This is a genomic window from Celeribacter sp. SCSIO 80838 (assembly GCF_056498065.1).
Genome location: NZ_JAZKMA010000001.1, coordinates 271,521 through 291,575, shown reverse-complemented (window position 1 = coordinate 291,575; position 20,055 = coordinate 271,521). Strand labels below are relative to the sequence as shown.

At 61.9% G+C, this 20,055-nt stretch carries 21 protein-coding genes and 1 tRNA gene; 12 read left to right on the top strand and 10 right to left on the bottom strand.

What is annotated here, in order from left to right; translation table 11 throughout:
- Positions 1-18: 18 nt before the first annotated feature.
- The 6 genes from V1475_RS01370 to V1475_RS01345 form a co-directional block, all read right to left on the bottom strand.
- On the bottom strand, positions 19-1,836 hold the full coding sequence (locus V1475_RS01370; protein ID WP_479411311.1) for a DUF294 nucleotidyltransferase-like domain-containing protein: 1,818 nt from the start codon (positions 1,834-1,836) through the stop codon (positions 19-21).
- Between the two features lie 119 nt (positions 1,837-1,955).
- Positions 1,956-3,710 carry a sodium:solute symporter family protein gene (locus V1475_RS01365; RefSeq protein ID WP_434290417.1) on the bottom strand — a complete coding sequence of 585 codons (1,755 nt, stop codon included), beginning with the start codon at positions 3,708-3,710 and terminating at the stop codon, positions 1,956-1,958.
- 12 nt (positions 3,711-3,722) lie between these two features.
- On the bottom strand, positions 3,723-3,980 hold the full coding sequence (locus V1475_RS01360) for a DUF4212 domain-containing protein (protein ID WP_096805835.1): 258 nt from the start codon (positions 3,978-3,980) through the stop codon (positions 3,723-3,725).
- 202 nt (positions 3,981-4,182) lie between these two features.
- Entirely contained in the window at positions 4,183-6,126 is a 1,944-nt protein-coding gene (gene acs / locus V1475_RS01355) for an acetate--CoA ligase (protein WP_479413941.1), read from the bottom strand.
- Between the two features lie 447 nt (positions 6,127-6,573).
- The gene (locus V1475_RS01350) at positions 6,574-8,499 is read right to left on the bottom strand and encodes a methyl-accepting chemotaxis protein (RefSeq protein WP_479411310.1); all 1,926 of its coding nucleotides are present in this window, start codon (positions 8,497-8,499) and stop codon (positions 6,574-6,576) included.
- 192 nt (positions 8,500-8,691) lie between these two features.
- Complete coding sequence (locus V1475_RS01345; RefSeq protein ID WP_479411309.1) at positions 8,692-10,068, bottom strand: aminotransferase-like domain-containing protein; 1,377 nt, start codon at positions 10,066-10,068, stop codon at positions 8,692-8,694.
- 205 nt (positions 10,069-10,273) lie between these two features.
- Between V1475_RS01345 and V1475_RS01340 the strand changes: the two genes are divergently transcribed.
- A complete protein-coding gene (locus V1475_RS01340; RefSeq protein WP_479411308.1) occupies positions 10,274-11,056 on the top strand; it encodes a DMT family transporter in 783 nt (260 codons plus the stop codon).
- A 25-nt stretch (positions 11,057-11,081) separates the two neighbouring features.
- Positions 11,082-11,204: a hypothetical protein gene (locus V1475_RS01335; protein WP_479411307.1), complete on the top strand. Its 123-nt coding sequence runs from the start codon at positions 11,082-11,084 to the stop codon at positions 11,202-11,204.
- Positions 11,205-11,387: 183 nt separating this feature from the next.
- On the opposite strand, the gene V1475_RS01330 is transcribed toward V1475_RS01335, so the two are convergent.
- Positions 11,388-11,861, bottom strand: a complete 474-nt coding sequence (locus V1475_RS01330; protein ID WP_479411306.1) for an Lrp/AsnC family transcriptional regulator — start codon at positions 11,859-11,861, stop codon at positions 11,388-11,390.
- A 140-nt stretch (positions 11,862-12,001) separates the two neighbouring features.
- On the opposite strand from V1475_RS01330, the gene V1475_RS01325 reads away from it, so the two are divergent.
- The 7 genes from V1475_RS01325 (at position 12,002) to V1475_RS01295 (ending at position 16,548) form a co-directional block, all read left to right on the top strand.
- Positions 12,002-12,454, top strand: coding sequence for an Rrf2 family transcriptional regulator (locus V1475_RS01325; protein ID WP_479411305.1), 453 nt, complete (start codon positions 12,002-12,004; stop codon positions 12,452-12,454).
- Positions 12,455-12,648: 194 nt separating this feature from the next.
- Positions 12,649-12,801, top strand: a complete 153-nt coding sequence (locus tag V1475_RS01320; protein WP_479411304.1) for a hypothetical protein — start codon at positions 12,649-12,651, stop codon at positions 12,799-12,801.
- A gap of 2 nt (positions 12,802-12,803) precedes the next feature.
- Positions 12,804-12,983 carry a hypothetical protein gene (locus V1475_RS01315; protein WP_479411303.1) on the top strand — a complete coding sequence of 60 codons (180 nt, stop codon included), beginning with the start codon at positions 12,804-12,806 and terminating at the stop codon, positions 12,981-12,983.
- A 17-nt stretch (positions 12,984-13,000) separates the two neighbouring features.
- Positions 13,001-14,116 carry a sulfate ABC transporter substrate-binding protein gene (locus V1475_RS01310; RefSeq protein ID WP_479411302.1) on the top strand — a complete coding sequence of 372 codons (1,116 nt, stop codon included), beginning with the start codon at positions 13,001-13,003 and terminating at the stop codon, positions 14,114-14,116.
- A gap of 16 nt (positions 14,117-14,132) precedes the next feature.
- Complete coding sequence (cysT, locus tag V1475_RS01305; RefSeq protein WP_479413940.1) at positions 14,133-14,960, top strand: sulfate ABC transporter permease subunit CysT; 828 nt, start codon at positions 14,133-14,135, stop codon at positions 14,958-14,960.
- Positions 14,953-15,816, top strand: coding sequence for a sulfate ABC transporter permease subunit CysW (gene cysW, locus V1475_RS01300; protein ID WP_479411301.1), 864 nt, complete (start codon positions 14,953-14,955; stop codon positions 15,814-15,816). Before cysT ends, cysW begins: the two co-directional genes overlap by 8 nt.
- 12 nt (positions 15,817-15,828) lie before the next feature.
- On the top strand, positions 15,829-16,548 hold the full coding sequence (locus tag V1475_RS01295) for a sulfate/molybdate ABC transporter ATP-binding protein (protein ID WP_479411300.1): 720 nt from the start codon (positions 15,829-15,831) through the stop codon (positions 16,546-16,548).
- A 208-nt stretch (positions 16,549-16,756) separates the two neighbouring features.
- Here the strand turns inward: V1475_RS01295 and V1475_RS01290 are convergent, their stop codons facing one another.
- The 3 genes from V1475_RS01290 to V1475_RS01280 form a co-directional block, all read right to left on the bottom strand.
- Positions 16,757-16,921, bottom strand: a complete 165-nt coding sequence (locus tag V1475_RS01290; RefSeq protein WP_479411299.1) for an AAA family ATPase — start codon at positions 16,919-16,921, stop codon at positions 16,757-16,759.
- Between the two features lie 161 nt (positions 16,922-17,082).
- Positions 17,083-17,158, bottom strand: a tRNA-Ala gene (locus V1475_RS01285).
- 152 nt (positions 17,159-17,310) lie between these two features.
- Positions 17,311-17,625: a TIGR02300 family protein gene (locus tag V1475_RS01280; protein WP_479411298.1), complete on the bottom strand. Its 315-nt coding sequence runs from the start codon at positions 17,623-17,625 to the stop codon at positions 17,311-17,313.
- A gap of 163 nt (positions 17,626-17,788) precedes the next feature.
- On the opposite strand from V1475_RS01280, the gene V1475_RS01275 reads away from it, so the two are divergent.
- The 3 genes from V1475_RS01275 to V1475_RS01265 all read left to right on the top strand — a co-directional run bounded on the left by V1475_RS01275 (position 17,789) and on the right by V1475_RS01265 (position 20,023).
- Entirely contained in the window at positions 17,789-18,484 is a 696-nt protein-coding gene (locus V1475_RS01275) for a M48 family metallopeptidase (protein WP_479411297.1), read from the top strand.
- Positions 18,485-18,515: 31 nt separating this feature from the next.
- Positions 18,516-19,169, top strand: a complete 654-nt coding sequence (locus tag V1475_RS01270; RefSeq protein WP_066710873.1) for a GntR family transcriptional regulator — start codon at positions 18,516-18,518, stop codon at positions 19,167-19,169.
- 383 nt (positions 19,170-19,552) lie between these two features.
- Positions 19,553-20,023 (top strand): acyl-CoA thioesterase, encoded by a 471-nt coding sequence (locus V1475_RS01265; protein WP_479411296.1) that lies wholly within the window; start codon positions 19,553-19,555, stop codon positions 20,021-20,023.
- Positions 20,024-20,055: the final 32 nt, after the last annotated feature.

The window sequence follows — 20,055 nt, the reverse complement described above, 5'->3', positions numbered from 1 at the left end:
GGGGATTGGTCCCTTCTGTTATGAGCGCGCGGACGCGGAGCCGAGCGAGGATTGCATGGTGCGCACGATGACGAAGGCATCGCGCAGGTGAGAACGTTCGAAGGCCGGAAGTGCCGAGGGGCTCAGGAAATTGTCGGGCTTCTGACCGTCGCGCACCTGTGCCGCCTGATGTTCGAGACGGGCGGTGGCGATGGTGTCATAGGCGGCCAAAAGATCTTTGCCGCCGGTCTCCGAGATGATCCCGGCCTCGATGGCGCCGACGATGCGGGCGCGGGTGTTGACGGCGGGGAGCTTGCCCTGAAGCGCATAGACCCGGCCGAGATCGACGATGGGCACGACGCCGTTGGCCTTCATGTCGAGCGCATTGCGGTGCTCGCCGGATTTGATCGTGGCAAAGCCGCGCAAAAGGCCCAGAGGCGGGGTGTGTTTGAGCGAGTTGGAGATCATATGGGCGACGAAGATGGAATTTTTCGAGGCGGCCTCCAGCGCGGTCTTTTGCAAGGGGGCAAACAGGCGCTCGTCGCCACCGATGGGGCGCAGGTCGTACATGACGGAGGCGAGCATCTGGGCCTCGTTGTCCGGGGCGGAAATCCATTTGTTGAAATAGCCCTCCCAGACGGAGAGACGCTGGCACCAGCGTTCTGTCATCGCCATCATTTCGCCGGGGCAATAGACATAGCCGCAGGCATCGAGCCCGTCGCAGACGAAGCGCGCGAAGCGGCGGAAATAGTCCATGTCTGCGTCGGTCGCGGCGTTGTCGACGATCAGGCAATTGTCCTGATCCGACACGCCGGTCTGCTCGCGCCGTCCCTGTGATCCGCAGGCGGCCCAGAGATAGGGCGCGGGCGGCGGGCCGAATTCGTCCTCGGCCATTTTCAAAAGCCGCCGCGTGACGATATCGGCAATGTCTGTGACCTTGCGGGTGACGATGTCATGGGCGAGATGCGAACCGACGAGCTGCATCAGGAAGTCGGGCAGGCGGGCGGTGACGGCGGCCATATCGGCGATGGTTTTGGCGTTGCTCAGATCGAAGACCATTTGCGTCTGCGACGAGCCGAAAAACCGGGTGATGTCGGTCTGGGTCACCATGCCGACGAATTTGCCGCCCTCGACGATGGGCAGATGGCCGATGCGGTTTTCCAGCATGACGTGGATCACATCGGTGCCAAGCGCGCCGGGATCGAGCGTGATCGGATCGCGGGCCATGATGGTGGAAACGGGGAGCGAGGTGTCGCGGCCCTCGGCCAGAACCTTGTTCGTCATGTCGCGCACGGTGACGAGGCCCAGAAGGCGCTCGCCCTCGGTGACGGCCACGGAGGACACTTTCTCGTCGCGCATCAGCCGGGCGCAATCCGCGATGGGCGTGGTCTCCGAACAGGTCACGGGCGCATGGGCCATGAGATCGGACACATGTTGCGCCATCAGGCCGGAGGCGGCTTTGGGGCGGGCCTGACCGCGATTGAAATAGCGGGCGAAGGCGGCGTTGGCCGCGACCTCGGTTTTAAACGCTTCGGGCGTAAGAAGCAGGATCGTGCAGTCGGTGGCGGCGGTGGCCGTTGTGGCGGCCACCCCGTCGCGCAGCAATCCGCGTTCGCCGAAATGGTTGGATTTTTGCAGGAGCGAAACCTGCCCGCCGTTGATGTCGGTGATTTCGACCGATCCGTCCTTGATCAGATAGAGTCCCTCAAGCAGATCGCCATGGGCATAGATCATCTCGCCCTTGCCATAGGTTTTGCGGGAAAACGATGCGCTCAGCTCTTCGAGCTCGGCCTCCGGCAACACGTCATAGGGATGGGTGGTCTGGAGAAAGCCGATGATTTTGGCGGTGTCGGACATCGCGGGCTCCAGCGATCAGGGCGGTAAAACGCGGGGCTTTGAAAAAGGGCGCGAAAGCGTGATGCTCCCGCGCCCCGAGTATGGTGTGGGGCGGGCCCGAAGGCCAGCCCGAACCGATCTCAGTGATCGACGGCCGCACCGGCACCGCGCGGGATGCGGATGCTTTCGACCAGCTCCTGGATATCCGCCGGCGGTTCATCCGTGGCGTTGGAGACCACATAGGCGACCGCGAAGTTCACCAGCGCGCCGATGGAGCCGAACGAGGTCGATTTGATCGACAAGAGCAGCGGATCGGCATCGGTGAAGGAGTTGGTGCCTGCGATGAAGAACCAGCCCTTGTGCAGGAAGATGTAGACGATCGTCACCACCAGACCGGAGACCATGCCCGCAACCGCACCCTTGTTGTTGATACGCTTCGAGAAGATGCCCATCATCAGCGCCGGGAAGATCGAGGCGGCGGCCAGACCGAAGGCCAGAGCCACGGTTTGCGCGGCGAAGCCCGGGGGGTTCATGCCGAGGTAGGTCGCCACCGCGATGGCCACGGCCATGGCGATCCGTGCGGCCATCAGCTCGCCTTTTTCCGAGATCGACGGGTTGAGCTGCGACTTGATGAGGTCATGCGACACGGCGGACGCGATGGCCATCAGGAGACCCGCAGCGGTCGAGAGAGCGGCAGCCAGACCACCGGCGGCGACCAGAGCGATCACCCAGCCGGGCAGGTTCGCGATTTCCGGGTTTGCCAGCGTGATGATGTCGTTGTTCACCGTCAGCTCGTTTTCGGCAGAGGCGTTATACTCAATCATGCCGTCGCCGTTCTTGTCGTCAAAGGCGAGAAGACCGGTTTGTTCCCAGTTGCGGACCCAGTCGACCCGGTTGCCCTGATTGTCGACGCCAGCTTCGATTTCGGCGAGCGAAAGCGCAGCTTCGGACGTGCCGTTCGGGTAGAAGGTGTCGATCAGGTTGACGCGCGCCATGGCCGCAACAGCCGGGGCCGTCAGGTACAGAAGCGCGATGAAGACAAGCGCCCAGCCTGCGGACGAGCGTGCGTCCGACACTTTCGGCACGGTGAAGAAGCGCACGATGACGTGCGGCAGACCCGCGGTGCCGATCATCAGCGACATGGTGAACAGGAACATGTTCAGGGTGGTGTCGCTTTGCTTGGTATATTCGGCAAAGCCGAGATCTTGCAGCATGCCGTTGAGCGTCGCAAGGATCGGTTCGCCGGAGCCGACATGATCGGAGAACAGGCCGAGCGGCGGGATCGGGTTGCCGGTCAGTTGCAAGGAGATGAAGATCGCCGGAATGGTATAGGCGATGATCAGGACGACGTATTGGGCGACCTGGGTGTAGGTGATGCCCTTCATGCCGCCGATGACGGCGTAGAAGAACACGATGGCGGCGCCGATCAGGAGACCGGTCGTTTTGTCGACTTCGAGGAAGCGGGAGAAGGCGACGCCCACCCCGGTCATCTGACCGATAACATAGGTGATGGAGGCGGTGATGAGGCAGATGACGGCCACGGTGCGCGCGGTTTGGCTATAGAACCGGTCGCCGATGAACTCGGGCACGGTGAACTTGCCGAATTTGCGCAGGTAGGGCGCCAGAAGCATCGCCAGAAGCACATAGCCCCCGGTCCAGCCCATCAGATAGGCGGAGGTGTTGTAGCCGCCGAAGGAAATGATCCCCGCCATGGAGATGAAGGAGGCGGCAGACATCCAGTCCGCGCCGGTGGCCATGCCGTTCAGAACCGGGTGAACGCCCCGGCCGGCGGCATAGAATTCAGATGTGGAACCCGCACGGGCCCAGATCGCGATCCCGATGTAGAGCGCAAAGGTCGCGCCCACAACGATGAGGTTGAGGGTAAACTGATCCATGGATGTCGCTCCTTACTCGTCGACGCCGTGTTCTTTGTCGAGTTTGTTCATCCGGGCCGCATAGGCGAAGATGAGCACGAGGAAGACAAGGATCGAGCCTTGCTGGGCGAACCAGAAGCCGAGATCCGTGCCGCCGATTTTGATGCCGGAAAGCATCGGGCGCAGCAGAATGCCGAAGCCGAAAGAGCAGATGAACCAAATCACCAGTGAGATGCCGATGATCCGCTTGTTTGCCGACCAATAGGCGTTGTTGTCTGAATTGTCCGCCATGAGCGGTCCTCCCTTTTGTCCCCGACCCGTGACCCCGATGGGGGCGGGTCTTCCAAAGTGACGGCCCCGCCTCCTCGCGGAAACCGTTCTTTTTCTCCATATCGGCCCGGGGGTGGTCCAGTGGCTGGACCGATGGGCCTTTGGATGCATCGCCCCTCATTTCGTGGGGGCGATGCCTTAGCCTACCATATCTGCGAAAATGTCACGCAGATTTTTGATAGAGCGAATTCTGAATGAGTTCCTCGACGACCTGGGGTTCAGCGAGGGTTGAGATGTCACCGAGGCTGCTTGTGTCGTTCTCGGCGATTTTGCGCAGGATGCGGCGCATGATTTTGCCGGAGCGGGTTTTCGGCAGGCCCGGCGCCCATTGGATGAAGTCCGGCTTGGCGATCGGGCCGATTTCCGTGCGGACCCATTTCTCCAGCTCCGCACGCAGAGCGTCGGAGGGTTCCACGTCGTTCATGAGCGTGACATAGGCGTAGATGCCCTGGCCCTTGAGCTCGTGCGGCATGCCGACGACGGCCGCTTCGGCGACTTTGGCGTGGGCGACGAGGGCGGATTCGACCTCGGCGGTGCCCATGCGGTGGCCCGAGACGTTGATCACGTCATCGACGCGGCCGGTGATCCAGTAATAGCCATCGGCGTCGCGGCGGCAGCCGTCGCCGGAGAAGTAATAGCCTTTGTATTGCTGGAAATAGGTCTCCTGGAAGCGCTCGTGATCGCCCCAGACGGTGCGCATCTGGCCGGGCCAGCTGTCCTTGAGGCAAAGGACGCCCTCGGCCTCGGTCTCCTTGAGTTCCTCGCCGGTGGTGGCGTCGAGGATGACCGGTTGCACGCCGAAGAAGGGCAGGGTGGCGGAGCCCGGTTTGGTGGGGATCGCGCCCGGCAGCGGCGTCAGGAGGTGGCCGCCGGTTTCGGTCTGCCACCAGGTGTCGACGATCGGGCAGTTCCCCTTGCCGACGACCTCGTTGTACCAGTTCCAGGCCTCCGGGTTGATCGGTTCGCCGACCGAGCCCAGCACCTTGAGCGAGGAGAGATCGTATTTCTCGACCCATTTGTTGCCCTGACCCATGAGGGACCGGAGTGCCGTGGGCGCGGTGTAGAACTGGTTGACCTTGTGCTTTTCGCACACAGCCCAGAACCGCCCGGCGTCGGGGTAGGTCGGCACGCCTTCGAACATGACGGTGGTCGCGCCGTTGGCCAGCGGCCCGTAGACGATGTAGCTGTGGCCGGTGACCCAGCCGACATCGGCGGTGCACCAGAACACGTCGCCGTCGTGGTAGTCGAAGACGTATTTATGGGTGAGCGCGGCATAGGCGAGGTAGCCGCCGGAGCTGTGGACGACGCCTTTGGGTTTGCCGGTGGAGCCGGAAGTGTAGAGGATGAAGAGCGGGTCTTCGGCGTTCATCGGACGCGGCGGGCAATCGGGGGAGGCGTGCTCCATCAGGTATTTGACGTCGACATCGCGGCCCTGCACCCAGGAGATCTGGTCGCCGGTGTGTTTGACGACGAGGCAGCGGACCTTGTCGGAACAGTGCAGGAGGGCGGCGTCGGTGTTGGCCTTCAACGGCGTGCGACGGCCGCCGCGCGGCGCGGTGTCGGAGGTGATGACCAGCTTCGCGCCGCAATCGTTGATGCGGTTGGCGAGGGCGTCGGGGGAAAATCCTGCGAAAACAATGGAGTGGATCGCGCCGATGCGGGCGCAGGCGAGCATGGCATAGGCCGCCTCGGGGATCATCGGCAGGTAGATGACGACCCGGTCGCCGCGCATGACGCCTTGGCTCAGGAGCACGTTGGCCATGCGGTTCACCTTGTCGGAGAGCTCCTTATAGGTGATGTGGCGGGCGGGCTCGTTGGGATCGTCGGGCTCGAAAATGATCGCGGTCTGCAAGGATTTGCGCGCCAGATGGCGGTCGATGCAGTTGGCGGAGACGTTGAGGACGCCGTCGGCGTACCATTTGATGTCGACGCGACCGAAGTCGAAACAGGTTTTTTTGACCTGGGTGTAGGGTTCCATCCAGTCGAGGATCTTGCCCTGCTCGGCCCAGAAGGACACCGGGTCTTCGACGGAGCGGCGGTAAAGCTCCTCGTAATCGGTGGTCGAGATCAGGGCGTCCGAGGCAAACGCCTCGGAGGGTGCGGTCATCGTATTCGTGTCTTCAGACATGTGGCCTCCCAGAAATATCACATGCGGTCCGCTTGTCCGGCGGACCTCCTCCTCCTCACTATCTTTATAATCTTTTTGTGAAGTTGCCTTTAAGTTGCTGCATTGAATGGATTTTTTAGTGAAATAATTGACGAATTTTTTTGCGTTTTGTAAATTTAATTTACAAAGAGTCCATGATTAAACAAAATCCATTACTTTACAAATTGTTAGGCAGTCCGCGTTGAGTGGCGTATTGCGGGATCGAGCCTGAGGAACTTTGAGGAGAGGTCGCATGTGGCGCATTGCCGAAGTCCGCGCGATCATGGTCGGGTGCGTGGCGTGCGACTCGTGTTCGGGGTGTCATGCAACGCGCACAGTGCGGAATGAACCGTCCGAATGAATAAAACCGGCACCTGATCAAAGTGCCGGTAGCTTCGTTTCAGAGGCTCAGGAGGCCAGTCTGAGGGGATCGTCCTGCCTGGTCTTGAGCTGCGAGCTGTCGCGTTCCAGAGCGGTCGCCTGCGCCTTCAGAGATTGCAGGGCGGCTGTGGTTTCTTCAAACATCGCCGCGTTATGCTGGGTGACCTGATCGAGTTGCCCGACGGCAGTGGTGATTTCCGACAGGCCGACGGATTGTTCGGAGGCCGAGGTGGCGATCGTGCTCATCAAGGTATCGAGATTGGACACGAGGGTCTCGATCTCGACCAGCGCGTCTCCCGAGGCGTTGACCAGTTCAACCCCCTCGTCGACCTGACGCCCGGAGGTCTCGATGAGTTTCGCGATCTCATTGGCGGCTTCGGAACTTCGTTGAGCCAGAGCACGCACTTCAGAAGCGACGACCGCAAAACCGCGTCCCGATTCGCCGGCCCGGGCCGCTTCCACCCCGGCGTTCAGGGCGAGGAGATTGGTCTGAAAGGCGATGTCGTCGATTACGCTGGTGATTTTCGAGATTTGGGTGGAGCTTTCCGCGATGTCGCTCATGGCTTTTACGGTGCGCTGGACAACGTCACGCCCGGCCATGGAGCGTTGTTTGGTTTGTCCGACGGTTGTCGCCGCGTCACGCGCGCTCTTGGCGGAACTGTCGACGGAGGCGGCAAGCTCGGTGATCGCGGCGGCGGTTTCCTCGAGCGAGGCAGCCTGGGTCTCGGTCCGGCGGCTCAGATCGATCGCGGCGCTGTTCAGGTTGTCGGTCTCGTAGATGATCGTGGTCGTGCCTTCGACGATGGTGCCAGCCAGACGTGCAATTTTCTCGACGGCATCGTTGAAGTCATTGCGCAGTTTTTCGTAGGCGTCGGGGAATCTCTCCTCGATGCGCACGGTCAGATCGCCACGGGACATGGCGCCGAGGCCGTCGGCGAGGGAAGACACCACACGTTGTTGCTCCTGCAGGTTTTTCTCACGTTCGCGTTCGGCGGCCTCGCGGGCTTTTTCTTTTTCCTGACGAGCGGTTTCCCGGTCTTCACGACGTTTGGCCTCGGCGGCCTCTTCGCGCAGATGGGCCTGGCGTTCGCGTTCGGCATTTTCCTCGCGCTCGCGGGCCAGTTCGGCATCTTTCGCCGCCTGCGCTTTTTCCAGTTCCGAACGCTCGACCAGCGCCAGGCGGAACACTTCGAGGACGCGTGCCATCTGTCCGATCTCGTTTTGCGCCTCGGTCATCGGCACGGGGGTGTCTGTGTCGCCCTCGGACATGTGTGACATGCGGAGTTTGATGGCGTCGAGCGGGCGGGTGACGCTGCGGACCAGCAGGGTTGAAATGGTCACGAGGATCAGGAGGGTGGCGAGCAGAATGCCATGGCCGATCTTCGACATCCAGGAGAGTTGAGCATGGATGTCGGACAGATAAGAGCCAGTGCCGACGATCCAGCCCCAGGGTTCGAACGTTTTGACATAGCTGATTTTTTCTTCGTCACCGCTGCCGTCCGGCTTGTCGAAGAAATAGGTGATGGTGCCACCACCCTGAGCCTTGGCGACATCGGACATCGCGACGAAGATCCGGGTTCCGCGGGTGTCGGTATAGTCCGATTGATCCTGTCCGATCCAGTTGGTCTTGATCGGGTGAGCGATCATCCGGTTGTCGAAGTCGAGGGCGAAGAAATAGCCGGTGTCATCATAGCGCAGAGTCATGAGGATATTGCGGCCCTCTTCCTTGGCTTTCTCCGTGGTGAGTGCGCCGGATTGCACATCCTGTTGCAGGGCATCGAGGCTTGAGATGGCGGTATCGACCACATCGCTCAGGTGTTGTTCCCGCATGCTGAACGCGGAATCGTAAGCGATGTTGAGGATGACTTGTGTGAGCGCCGCAATCATGATGACGGCAACGGCAACGATCGCATAAATGCGCGTGGAAAGTTTGGACAGGTGGGCTCGGAGCATCGTGGGCCGCTTTCTGAAACTGGATGTCAATTGCCTGCATCCTGACGGCGACCCGTTAATTTTCTGTGGATTCCTTTGCAAATTGTCACAATTTCCCTCGGGAAACATGGTTTTGGAGGTTTGTAAGGCAGGGCGCAGGGGCGGCGGGAGAGCGACGGAGCGGCATGGTTGCGGACGGGTACACCCCCGGGGTTAGCGCATGACCTTTGCCAGCACCTCATAGAGGCGGGGGTCGTTCATGTGTGTGACGTTGAACCGCATGAAGCGGGTGGCGCTCTGCGACGGGCTGAAGACGTTGCCGGGAGCCAGCATGACAGCATCTTCCATGGCGCGTTGTGCGATTTGGCCTGTATCCATCCCCTCAGGGAAACGGCACCACAGGTAAAACCCACCCCGGGGCATGGTCCATGGGGCGATTCCCAAGGGAGCAAGACGGGAAACAGCCGTCTTGCGGGCTCCGGCCAGCCGACGATGCACCTCGGAGAGATGTTTGCGATAGCTCCCGCCGGTCAGGACATGGGCGAGCAATTCGGTTGCGACCGGGCTTGGGCCGCCAAAACTGGTGGCCACTTGCAGATCGACCAGCGCCTCGATCCAATCGGCGCGCCCAGCGACATAACCACAGCGTATGGAGGCAGACAGCGTCTTGGAGAACCCGCCGATTCTCAGCACCCGATTGAGCCCGTCGAGCACCGCGAGCCGGGGGGAGGGCTCGGGTTCGAGATCGGCAAAAGTCTCGTCCTCGACAATGGTCAGGTCTGTCTCCGCCGCCATGGACAACAGGCGATGCGCGCTCTGCGGCGAGAGGGTCGCGCCGGTCGGGTTGTGCAAGGCGGAATTGGTGATGTAGAGGCGGGGCTCCTCGGACAGGGCGGTTGCGAAAGCCGTGAGGTCCGGCCCCTCCTGTGTGTAGGGGATACCTATGATTTTGACCTGATGCGTCCTGAGCAGGGCGTGAAAGTTGAAATAGCCCGGATCGTCGACCAGCACTGTGTCGCCGGGGCGCAGGAGCAGGCGGCAGATCAGATCCATGGCCTGAGAGGCCGAGGCCGTCAGCATGAGCTGTTCGGCGGGCAGGTGCAGGTTTTCCTCCGAGAACCGACCCAGAAGACAACGCCGCAGCGTCAAGGAACCCTGCGCCGAGGCGTAATGTGTCAGGGTGGACGCATCGCCTTTCGCCAGCGCCCTCAGTCCTTTGCGGAGCGCGTCCTGTGGCATCCAGTCTTCGGGCAGCCAGCCGCAGCCCGGTTGAATCGTCCCGGGTTGGGCATCAAGGGATTGCCGTGACACCCAGAAGGGATCGACATTGCGCGCACGCGGCACCCCCATTTTGGCGACTTTCATGGGCGGAAGATGCGTGTGGCTCACGTAGAAACCGGAACCGGGCCGGGAGCGGATCACACCTTCGGCGGCGAGGCGGTCATAGGCGTCGACGACGGTCGAGGGGGAGACGTTCATCTGTGTGGCAAAGCGGCGGATCGACGGCATGCGGTCGCCCGGCCCAAGGGCACGACTGGCAATCCGGTCGCGCAGGGTCTGCATCAGAATTGCGGTTTTCGTTCCGGTCATGATCCTCGCCCGTCTCGAAGTGTATTGTCACTTTTTGCCATACAGTTTGATTGAATTGTATGGAACTGTCCCTGTCTATACGACCCGTCCGAGCTTACCCAGAGAAAAAGGAGAGGCATCATGGATCGGACACTGACGGGATGGGGCAGCGGGGGGCTTGGCGTACTGATTTTCAGCGGCGCGAACTCCGCTACCGGCGACACGAGTGGCGGTTGCGGAGTTCGCGCCGCTGTTCCTGACCTCTGCGCGGGCGGTGATTGCGGCGCTTCTCGGGATACTGTGTCTCGCTGTGCTACGGCAAAACCGGCCGGAGCGGGGAGATCTGGTGGCGCTGGCGGTGGTCGCGCTCGGTGTGGTCATCGGGTTTCCGCTCCTGGCCGCGCTGGCGCTGCAATCCATCACGGCGGCGCGCTCGATCGTCTTCATCGGATTGCTGCCTCTATCGACGGCTCTCTTCGCTGTGATCCGGGGCGGAGAACGGCCCAAACCCGCCTTCTGGCTTTTTTCGTTTCTCGGCGCCGGAACGGTTTCCGGCTTTGCCCTGACGCACAGTGCAAGCGGCGCGCTGCGCGGGGATCTGTGGATGCTGGCGGCGATTGCGGTCTGCGGTCTGGGCTATGCCGAGGGCGCAACGCTGTCGCGGCGTCTGGGCGGGTGGCAAGTGATCTCCTGGGCGTTGCTGATCGCGTGTCCGGTGATGATGAGCGTGATGCTGGTCACTTGGCCCGAGACGCTGGCGAGGATTTCGCCTGCCGCCTGGGTGAGCCTTGGCTATGTCGGCGTGTTCAGCATGATGCTGGGTTTTGTCTTCTGGTATCGCGGTCTCGCCCTCGGTGGCATCGCGCAGGTCGGACAATTGCAGCTTTTGCAGCCTTTCTTCGGGTTCCTTCTGGCCAGCCTGTTCTTACACGAGGCGATTGCATGGCCGATGATCGCCTGCACCGGTCTCACCGTGCTCTGCGTGGCCGGTGCCAGACAGTTCGCCTGACGCGAAGGGACAAAAGGAAACCTCTATGTTTCAGATGCTTCTCTGGTTTTTGCGGATGATGTCCGCAGTGACGGAACTGGACGCCATCGCCGTTTTGCGGAGGCGTCCGGGACGTCAGATTCGGTCGCCCGATGAGTTCGGGCGCTGAGCGTCTGAATTTCCTTTCGATTGCAGGGCCCCGAAATCTCGATGCTGAACCCGACCGTCTTGTTTCGTCAGAGGGTCTGGGGCGGTGCAGTAGAGACGCATTCTGGCGAATGCCGCGTCATCGATCTCCGGGCGGACTTCGTCTGATCCTCGGCGCGGAGTGGTGTTTCGGCCGCCGGGGATGTCAACGCGTTACGGTATCGACCGGATAGGCGGTGGTGAAGGAGAGCCGCTCCAGCGCCATGTGCGAGGTCAGTTTGCGGATCGGCACGGCTTCGGTCAGGCGGGAATAGAGCAGATCGAACGCCGCCATGTCCGGCACCGCGATGCGCAGCAGGTAATCGAGCTGCCCGGCCACGCGCCAGACCTCCATAACCTCGGGGCAGGCCTCGATTGCGGTGCAAAGCCGCTGCCGCCATTCCGGGCTGTGATCCGCTGCCTCGATCAGAACGAAGACCACAAGTCCGACCCCAAGCTTTTGCGGATCGGCCAGCGCCACCCGACGTTCGATCACGCCTGCCGCGTCGAGCTTTTGTATACGCTTCCAGCATGGTGTCTGCGAGAGCCCCACCCGGTCGGCGATCTGTGCCACCGGCAGGGTCGCATCGCGCATCAATTCCGCCATGATCTTGCGGTCGATCAGGTCGAGTTCGGTCATCGTAACCTCCATGTTCCGACACAGCATGCCAAGATATTACTAAATGTCTATTGTTATTATCGTGATTAATTTTAGAAATCCGTAAATCACGACAAGATCGCTGTTGATTTGTGCAAACTGGCTCCGTAATGCTGGGTTCCATGATCACGCAGAAGATGAAATATGCGCTGAAGGCGCTTCTTGCGCTGGCCGATGAGGCCGGGGCGGAGGAGCCGAAGCCGCTGACGATCGAAGAGATCGCCACGCGTTCGGGCACGCCGAAGCGTTTTTTGGAACATATCCTTCTCGAACTGCGCAAAGCCGGGGTGGTGGCGTCGACTCGCGGGCGTGCGGGCGGCTACAGCTTGCTCAAGCCCCCGCACGAAGTGTCTATTTCGGAACTTCTGCGCCGGATCGACGGGCCGATCGCACCGCTGACCTGCCTGTCGCGCAGCGCCTATCAGCGCTGCGAAGATTGCGACAATGAAGAGACCTGTCGCATTCGCAAGGTTTTTGCCGAGGTGTTCTGGTCCTATCTGGTGCTGATCGACTCGCTCACTCTGGAAGATATGCTTCGAGCGGGCGGCATCGGTCATCGCATGCTGGAATCCTGACCTGGCTTTGAAATCACTGTGATTCCAATCGACTATGCCCCGCTTCGGCGAGGTTTTCGGTCGTTTTCGACACGCCCGGGAGAATGAAATTCTAAAATCACGACAAAGAAAGGCGAGATTATTCTCTTGATAATCACGACTAACTCGGTGGAGATTTAGATATCGAGAGTGTCATTGCAAGGAAGGAGACGCCCATGACGCATTTCGCCGCCACCGTGCCTGTCCGTATCGTGCCTGTCCGTATTGCACCTGCCTGTATCGTGACCGTCCCGGGCATGACCATGTCCTGCGTGCTGCCGCGACACCTCGGCCACCGGCCTGTGCGCCGCAGCTTTGGGGGGCTTTGACGATGTGCGCGCTTTATGCCGTATCGCGGATCGACAACCAGACCGGTCGCCCGCACCGGATCGGTGCCACAGTGATGATCCTGTTCCCCCGTGTCCCCGAGGGCGCAGCAGACCCCTTTCTGCACAACCGCGATCTCCAGCGCTGGCGCACCGACGCCCACGCTTTCTTGCCGCAAACCTAATTCTGAAAGGACCAGACATGCTCACCACGATTCTGATTTCCCGCCATGTCAGCGCGCAAGGGCGCAAGCTGAAAACCCATGCCGACGGGCGCGTCACCATCGCCGACGGCGAACGCCGGTTGAGCGGCTGGCCGGTTGCCCGCCTGAGCCGCGCCGTCGCGGTTGCGCTCTTGGCGCTGGGGCTGTCCGGTTTTGCGCAGCCCGGTGCTCGGGCCGAGAGCCTGCTGAACGTCAGCTATGACCCGACGCGTGAGCTTTACCGCGATGTGAATGCCGCCTTTGCCGACTGGTGGGTGGCACAGGGACACGAAAAGCCCGCGCTCGAAACTTCGCATGGCGGCTCGGGCGCGCAGGCCCGCGCGGTGATCGAGGGGTTGAAGGCGCAGGTCGTCACCCTTGCGCTCGCCTCCGATATCGACAAGATCGCCGCTGCGGGCAAGCTGCCCGCCGATTGGCAGGCCAAGCTGCCGCACAATTCCTCGCCCTATACCTCGACCATCGTGTTTCTGGTGCGCGAGGGCAATCCGAAGGGCCTCCACGATTGGGGCGACCTGATCCGGGATGGGGTCGAGGTGATCACGCCGAACCCGAAGACCTCGGGGGGCGCGCGCTGGAACTATCTCGCCGCCTGGGCCTGGGCCGAGAAGAACGGCATCGATCCGAAAGCCTTCGAACATGACCTTTTCGCCCATGTTCCGGTGCTCGATACCGGCGCGCGCGGCGCCACCACCACCTTCGCGCAACGCGGCATCGGCGATGTGCTTCTGGCATGGGAGAACGAGGCCTATCTGGCGCTCGAGGAACTGGGCGAGGATCAGTTCGACATCGTCGTGCCCTCGGTCTCGGTTCTGGCAGAGCCGCCGGTCGCGCTGGTCGAGGCCAATATCGCCACGCCCGAACAGCGCGCGCTGGCCGAGGCCTACCTGAACTTCCTCTATACTCCCGAGGCGCAGGCATTGGCCTATAAACACTATTACCGCGCTTGGGATAGCTCGGTCACCGATCCGGCCGATGTGGCGCGGTTCCCGAAACTCGATCTGGTCGACATTTCGCATTTCGGTGGCTGGGCTAAGGCGCAGCCCGAGCATTTCGGCGATGGTGGCATTTTCGACCAGATCTATACGGCGAAGTGAGGGGAATATGGCCCGGATGTTCATCCAACCTTCGCCGATGCCGGGGCTGCGCCTGAGCGCCGGCATCACCCTGACGCTGCTGTCGCTTGTCGTGCTGGCACCGGTCGCGGCGCTCGTGGCGCAAGGCGCGACCCTCGGCCCCGAGGGAATTTGGGAGGCGGTGAACCGCCCCCGGGTCTGGGCGGCGCTGTGGCTCTCGTTCCGGCTGTCCTTTCTGGCGGCACTCGTCAATCTTGGACTTGGTCTCGTGATCGCATGGGTTCTGGTGCGATACCGTTTTCCGGGGCGGCGCCTGCTCGACGCCGCCGTCGATCTGCCCTTCGCGCTGCCCACCGCGGTGGCCGGGATCGCGCTGACCGCGCTTTATGCGCCGAATGGTCTCATCGGGGGCTGGGCGAAGGAGATCGGCTGGAAGATCGCCTATACGCAAGCGGGGATTTTCGTGGCGCTCCTCTTCGTCGGCCTGCCCTTTGCAGTGCGCACGGTGCAGCCGGTGATCGAGGAAATCGACCGTGAGGTCGAAGAGGCTTCGGCCACGCTGGGCGCAAACCGACTGACCACGCTGATCCGGGTGATCTGGCCGATGCTGATGCCCGCCGCGCTGACCGGCTTTGCGCTCGCTCTGGCGCGGGCGGTGGGCGAATACGGCTCGGTCATCTTCATTGCCGGGAACATTCCGCTGAAGACCGAGATCGCGCCGCTTCTGATCGTGATCGAGCTCGAAGAGTTCGACTATCGGGGCGCGGCAGCGATCGGCCTTGCGATGCTGGTGATCAGCTTTGCTCTGCTGATGACGATCAACTTGTTGCAAATCTGGAGTCGACGGAGGATCGGTCATGTCTGAGAGCACCGTGAACATCCCGCAAAGCGCCGTGACCGAGACCCGCCCTGCGCGGCTCGCCCTGATCGGTTTCGCTTGGCTGGTGCTTGGCCTGATGGTCTTCGCGCCACTGGCGGTGGTCTTTGCCGAAGCCTTGGCCAAGGGGCCGGGCGCGGCGCTCAAAAGCCTTGCCAACCCCGATGCGACGGCCGCCATCCGGCTGACGCTGGTGGTTGCGGCCATCGCCGTGCCGCTCAATGCCGTCTTTGGTCTGGCGGCGGCATGGTTCATCACCAAATTCGACTTTCGCGGCAAGGCTTTTCTGATCACGCTGATCGATCTGCCCTTTTCGGTTTCGCCGGTGGTGGCGGGGCTGTGCATCGTGCTTCTGTTCGGCGCGAACTCGACGCTCGGCGGCTGGTTGGTGGCACAGGGTCATCCGGTGGTCTTCGCGCTGCCCGGCATCGTGCTCGCCACACTCTTCGTCACCTTTCCCTTCATCGCACGCGAACTCATTCCCGTGATGATCGAACAGGGCCGGGCCGAGGAAGAGGCCGCCCTGACGCTGGGGGCGAGCGGCTGGCGGGTGTTTCGCACCGTGACGCTGCCGAATATTCGCTGGGCCCTTCTTTACGGCGTGCTGCTGGCCAATGCCCGCGCGATGGGAGAGTTCGGCGCCGTCGCCGTGGTCTCCGGCAAAATCCGTGGCCAGACCGCGACCATGCCGATCACCATCGAGATGATGTACAACGAATATCTCTCGGTTTCCGCGTTTTCTCTGGCCGCCGTGCTGACGGCGCTGGCGCTTCTCACCCTGCTCGTCAAAGCGCTGCTCGAACGGGTCCATGCGGGTGCCCTCGGGACTGGGCGGGCCCATTAAAAGGACATTCCCATGCATATCGACATCGATGAAATCGCCAAGGAATTCGGTGCGACCACGGCGCTGCACCCGGTGACCCTGGCCATCCCCTCCGGGGCTTTGGTTGCGTTGCTCGGACCTTCGGGATCTGGCAAGACCACGCTGTTGCGGATCCTTGGCGGGCTCGAGTTCCCCAGTTCCGGCCGGGTGCTTTTCGACGGGCAGGACGCGACGGGTCTGAGTGTGCAAGAGCGCCGCGCAGGCTTCGTGTTCCAAAGCTACGCGCTCTTCCGACATATGACGGTTTTCGATAACATCGCCTATGGGCTAGCTGCCCGCCCGCGCGCAAGCCGCCCGCAAAAGGCCGAAATCGCGCGGCGCGTCAATCACTTGCTCGATCTGATCCAGCTGCCCCATATCGGTACGCGCTACCCCTCGCAGCTTTCGGGCGGGCAGAGGCAACGCGTGGCGCTGGCGCGTGCGCTGGCGATCGAGCCGCGGATGCTCCTGCTCGATGAGCCCTTCGGGGCGCTCGACGCCAAGGTCCGGCGCGAGTTGCGGCAGGGGTTGCGCGACATCCATGACGAAACCGGCCTGACCACGGTTTTCGTCACCCACGATCAGGAAGAAGCGATGGAGCTGGCCGATCTGGTGGTGGTGATGTCGATGGGGCGGATCGAACAGATCGGTCGCCCGCAAGATATCCGCAGCCATCCTGCCAGCGATTTCGTGCGCGACTTCATCGCGGCCTGATCGATCAAAGGCATCATGCCGCAACAGCTGGGAGGGCAGACGGATCGTTTGGCTCGTCCTGACCGCTGTGGTCACATGGGGCGGTGCTGGGAGACCTGATGTCGGGAATGCCGCGGTCGAAGATCACGGGGCCGGAGAGCGCCTGTGCGGCGCTGTAGGCGCTCAGGTCCCGGTCCAGCATCCGTTCGGCATAGGCCATACGATCCGCTCAAGGGAGGGCGTCTCCGCCGTGCGCAATCTCCTCACGGATGATCGCGCGGCCGGATTCGGGAACCGTGTGAAAGCCGCGGCGGGCAAGCTCGGTGATCAGGCTGGTCTTGCCCGCGACCCAAGGTCGCCCGTCACGACGAAGCAATGGTCGCTCATGGGCCATCCTCGGTTGTGAAAGGGGAAGGGCTGCGACGGGATCGACACGCCAAGGGCGCGGATCAAGGCAGCATGGATTTTCGTAGGGAAAACAGCACCGGTCTGCGTGGCAGAGGCAAATCCTCTGACGAGAAAGGCAGAACTACCTGGTGCTTTTCAAAGGGAATTTGGTGGAGCCTAGGGGGATCGAACCCCTGACCTCTTGCATGCCATGCAAGCGCTCTCCCAGCTGAGCTAAGGCCCCAAATCGACCGTTGTAACGTCGGTCTTGCGTTGCGCGGAGGGGCGTTTCCCGTCCGCCCGCGCTTCCTATTTTGTCTCGCTTGGGGTTGCAAGCGAAAAAATGACGGGCCCGAAAAAATCCTGTGAAATTTTCAGCCCGTCACTTTGGACGACTTATTCGTCGTCGTTGGCCGCGACATCGGTGATGTCGTCGAGCGACACGTTGTCGTCGTCGTCGTCATCGTCGAGCAGATCGTCGTCGAGATCCATGTCGGCGTCGTCGTCGAGCAGCAGATCGTCATCGGTGTCGAGATCTTCGTCAGCGCGCGGTTGCACTTTTTCGGCGATCGCGACGCGCGATTTGTTGTTCGCGTCGAAGGTGACGATTTCACCGGTGTAGGGGGACACGATCGGGTCGCGGTTCAAGTCATAGAACCGTTTGCCGGTGGTGGGGCAAAGCCGTTTGGTACCCCATTCCTCTTTGGGCATGATGAATCCCTTTCGTTAATCACTGATCCATTGCGGAGATTTTGCGGGCCATGCCATATCGTGACAGAGGTGTCAAAGGCTTTTCCCTCAAAAAACCGTAAAGACGATGGTCTGGGCGGTGCAGGCAGGGTATGGCAGGAAAAACCGGGGTGAAAGGGCCAAAATGCGCGAAATCCGATTGCCGGGGGAACCGCCCGTATCCGTGACGCTGAAGCGCTCCGCGCGGGCGCGGCGGCTGTCTTTGCGGGTGTCGCGTCTCGACGGGCGGGTGACGCTGTCGATGCCGCAGCGGCTGCCGGAGGCGGAGGCGATCGCTTTCGTCGAGGAAAAGCAGAACTGGATTCGCAAGCATCTCGCAGGGCGCAGCCCGGACCGGGTGCCGGTGTTCGGAGCGCATCTGCCGTTTCTGGGGCGTGAGTTGATGATCGTGCCGGGGCAGGGACGGCGGGCGCAGGTCATGGACGGCGCTTTGCAGGTGCCGGGCGGGCCCGAGAGCGTGGCGGCGAAAGTGCGGGCCTTTCTCAGGCTCGAGGCGCAGATGCGGCTGCGGGAGGCGTCGGATCGCTATGCTGAGGTGCTTGGCGTCGGCTACGGGCGGATCACGTTGCGCGATCCGCGGTCGCGCTGGGGGTCGTGTACGTCTCAGGGCAATCTGATGTATTCTTGGCGGCTGGTGATGGCGCCGCCTGAGGTGCTGGACTATGTCGCGGCGCATGAAATGGCGCATCGGCTGGAGATGAACCATTCGGAGCGGTTCTGGGCGCATGTGGCGCGCATCTGTCCGGGACACAAGGCGCATCGGGACTGGTTGCACAGTGAAGGCGAGCGCCTGCATGGCTGGCGGTTCGAGACGGATTGACCTTGCCGCTTTTTGTGATCACATAGAGGCTATGATCCATCCATCCCCCCGACCGACCGACCATTCCTCCGCTGCCCATGACCGGGTGTACCGGGCTCTGCGGACGCGCATCATGCATGGCGAATTTCGTCCCGGTGAGGCACTGACCCTGCGCGGCATCGGTAAGATGTTCGACGTCTCGATGACGCCCGCGCGCGAAGCGGTGCGGCGGCTGGTGGCGGATGGCGGGTTGAACCTCTCGGCTTCGGGGCGGGTGTCGACGCCGGAGTTGTCGAACGAGCGCATCGAGGAACTTGCGGCGATCCGCGCGCTGATCGAGCCGGAACTGGCCTCGCGCGCTTTGCCGCGGGCGCATATCGCCCTGATCGACCGGCTTCAGGCGATCAACAGCACGATTGCCGAGGCGGTCGCGAAACATGATGACGTGGGCTATATCCGCACCAATCTCGAATTTCACCGCACGCTTTATCTGCGGGCGCAGGCCCCGGCGATGCTGGCGTTGACGGAGACCGTCTGGCTGCAATTGGGGCCGACGATGCGGGCGCTATATGCGCGTCTGAACCGCACGGAAGTGCCACACAATCACCGGCTGATCGTGGCGGCGCTCAGGGCTGGCGATGAGCCGGGGCTGCGGCTTGCGGTGCGCTCCGACGTGACGCAGGGGCTGCGGATGCTGGCGGTCTGAGGCGGCTTTTGGGGACGTGCCGAAAAAACGAAAAATTTTTAAAAAATGACGACGGAATTTTCCGGGATCCGCGTTCAATCCGTCAAGACGCATGAAAGAGGTTGTCCATGCCCGCATCGCACAGAGGTTAGACCATTGGAACGGAGGTTGGAGTGTCCAGCCGCCGCCAAAGGTGTTGCCCTGAGAGCGCGAGCGAAACCGACATGCGGCGAGCAGGGCGAAACGGCCTTGCTCGGGTGATCCGGTCCCAGTCACCCCCCCCCGATGAAGGACCGGAGAGAAGGGGTCACCAGAAATGGTGGCCCCTTCTCGCTTTTCTGACGCTTGACCTTTGCTGCGGTGCAGAGTGTTCTGGGTGCAAGGGAACAGGCAAGGAGACAGCCATGGCGCGCTATCTGGAAATGACCGAACTCATGACGCCGGACATGGCGAATTTCTCCGGCAAGGTGCATGGGGGCGCGTTGCTTAAGCTCTTGGACTTGGTGGCCTTTTCCTGTGCCTCGCGTTATTCCGGGCAATATGCGGTGACGCTTTCGGTCGATCAGGTGATGTTCAAGGAACCGATCCACGTAGGGGAGCTGGTGCATTTCCGGGCGACGGTGAATTACGTGGGCCGCAGTTCGATGGAGATCGGCATTCGGGTCGAGGCGGAAAATATTCGCACCCATACGGTGCGCCATACCAATTCCTGTTATTTCACCATGGTGGCGGTGGACGATGACGGCAAGACCGTGGCCGTGCCGCAATTCACGCTGGAGACCGAGGCGGATCAGCAACGCTGGCGGGCAGCGGAGCTGCGCAAAGAGTTGCGCCGTGAACATGCCAAGCGGTTGGAAGAGGCCGCAAAGGGCTAACGAAAAAGGCGCTCCTGAGAGCGCCTTTTCTT

What these genes read in the sequence shown, in the direction of transcription:
- V1475_RS01325 (WP_479411305.1), top strand. Translation starts at nt 12,002, where the DNA reads ATGATCACGCAGAAGATGAAATATGCGCTGAAGGCGCTTCTTGCGCTG.
- V1475_RS01290 (WP_479411299.1), bottom strand. Translation starts at nt 16,921, where the DNA reads ATGGCCCATGAGCGACCATTGCTTCGTCGTGACGGGCGACCTTGGGTC.
- V1475_RS01330 (WP_479411306.1), bottom strand. Translation starts at nt 11,861, where the DNA reads ATGACCGAACTCGACCTGATCGACCGCAAGATCATGGCGGAATTGATG.
- V1475_RS01335 (WP_479411307.1), top strand. Translation starts at nt 11,082, where the DNA reads ATGTTTCAGATGCTTCTCTGGTTTTTGCGGATGATGTCCGCAGTGACG.
- V1475_RS01365 (WP_434290417.1), bottom strand. Translation starts at nt 3,710, where the DNA reads ATGGATCAGTTTACCCTCAACCTCATCGTTGTGGGCGCGACCTTTGCG.
- V1475_RS01370 (WP_479411311.1), bottom strand. Translation starts at nt 1,836, where the DNA reads ATGTCCGACACCGCCAAAATCATCGGCTTTCTCCAGACCACCCATCCC.
- V1475_RS01345 (WP_479411309.1), bottom strand. Translation starts at nt 10,068, where the DNA reads ATGACCGGAACGAAAACCGCAATTCTGATGCAGACCCTGCGCGACCGG.
- V1475_RS01320 (WP_479411304.1), top strand. Translation starts at nt 12,649, where the DNA reads ATGACGCATTTCGCCGCCACCGTGCCTGTCCGTATCGTGCCTGTCCGT.
- cysT (WP_479413940.1), top strand. Translation starts at nt 14,133, where the DNA reads ATGTTCATCCAACCTTCGCCGATGCCGGGGCTGCGCCTGAGCGCCGGC.
- cysW (WP_479411301.1), top strand. Translation starts at nt 14,953, where the DNA reads ATGTCTGAGAGCACCGTGAACATCCCGCAAAGCGCCGTGACCGAGACC.
- V1475_RS01270 (WP_066710873.1), top strand. Translation starts at nt 18,516, where the DNA reads ATGATCCATCCATCCCCCCGACCGACCGACCATTCCTCCGCTGCCCAT.
- V1475_RS01360 (WP_096805835.1), bottom strand. Translation starts at nt 3,980, where the DNA reads ATGGCGGACAATTCAGACAACAACGCCTATTGGTCGGCAAACAAGCGG.
- V1475_RS01315 (WP_479411303.1), top strand. Translation starts at nt 12,804, where the DNA reads ATGTGCGCGCTTTATGCCGTATCGCGGATCGACAACCAGACCGGTCGC.
- V1475_RS01280 (WP_479411298.1), bottom strand. Translation starts at nt 17,625, where the DNA reads ATGCCCAAAGAGGAATGGGGTACCAAACGGCTTTGCCCCACCACCGGC.
- V1475_RS01275 (WP_479411297.1), top strand. Translation starts at nt 17,789, where the DNA reads ATGCGCGAAATCCGATTGCCGGGGGAACCGCCCGTATCCGTGACGCTG.
- V1475_RS01350 (WP_479411310.1), bottom strand. Translation starts at nt 8,499, where the DNA reads ATGCTCCGAGCCCACCTGTCCAAACTTTCCACGCGCATTTATGCGATC.
- V1475_RS01295 (WP_479411300.1), top strand. Translation starts at nt 15,829, where the DNA reads ATGCATATCGACATCGATGAAATCGCCAAGGAATTCGGTGCGACCACG.
- acs (WP_479413941.1), bottom strand. Translation starts at nt 6,126, where the DNA reads ATGACCGCACCCTCCGAGGCGTTTGCCTCGGACGCCCTGATCTCGACC.
- V1475_RS01310 (WP_479411302.1), top strand. Translation starts at nt 13,001, where the DNA reads ATGCTCACCACGATTCTGATTTCCCGCCATGTCAGCGCGCAAGGGCGC.
- V1475_RS01265 (WP_479411296.1), top strand. Translation starts at nt 19,553, where the DNA reads ATGGCGCGCTATCTGGAAATGACCGAACTCATGACGCCGGACATGGCG.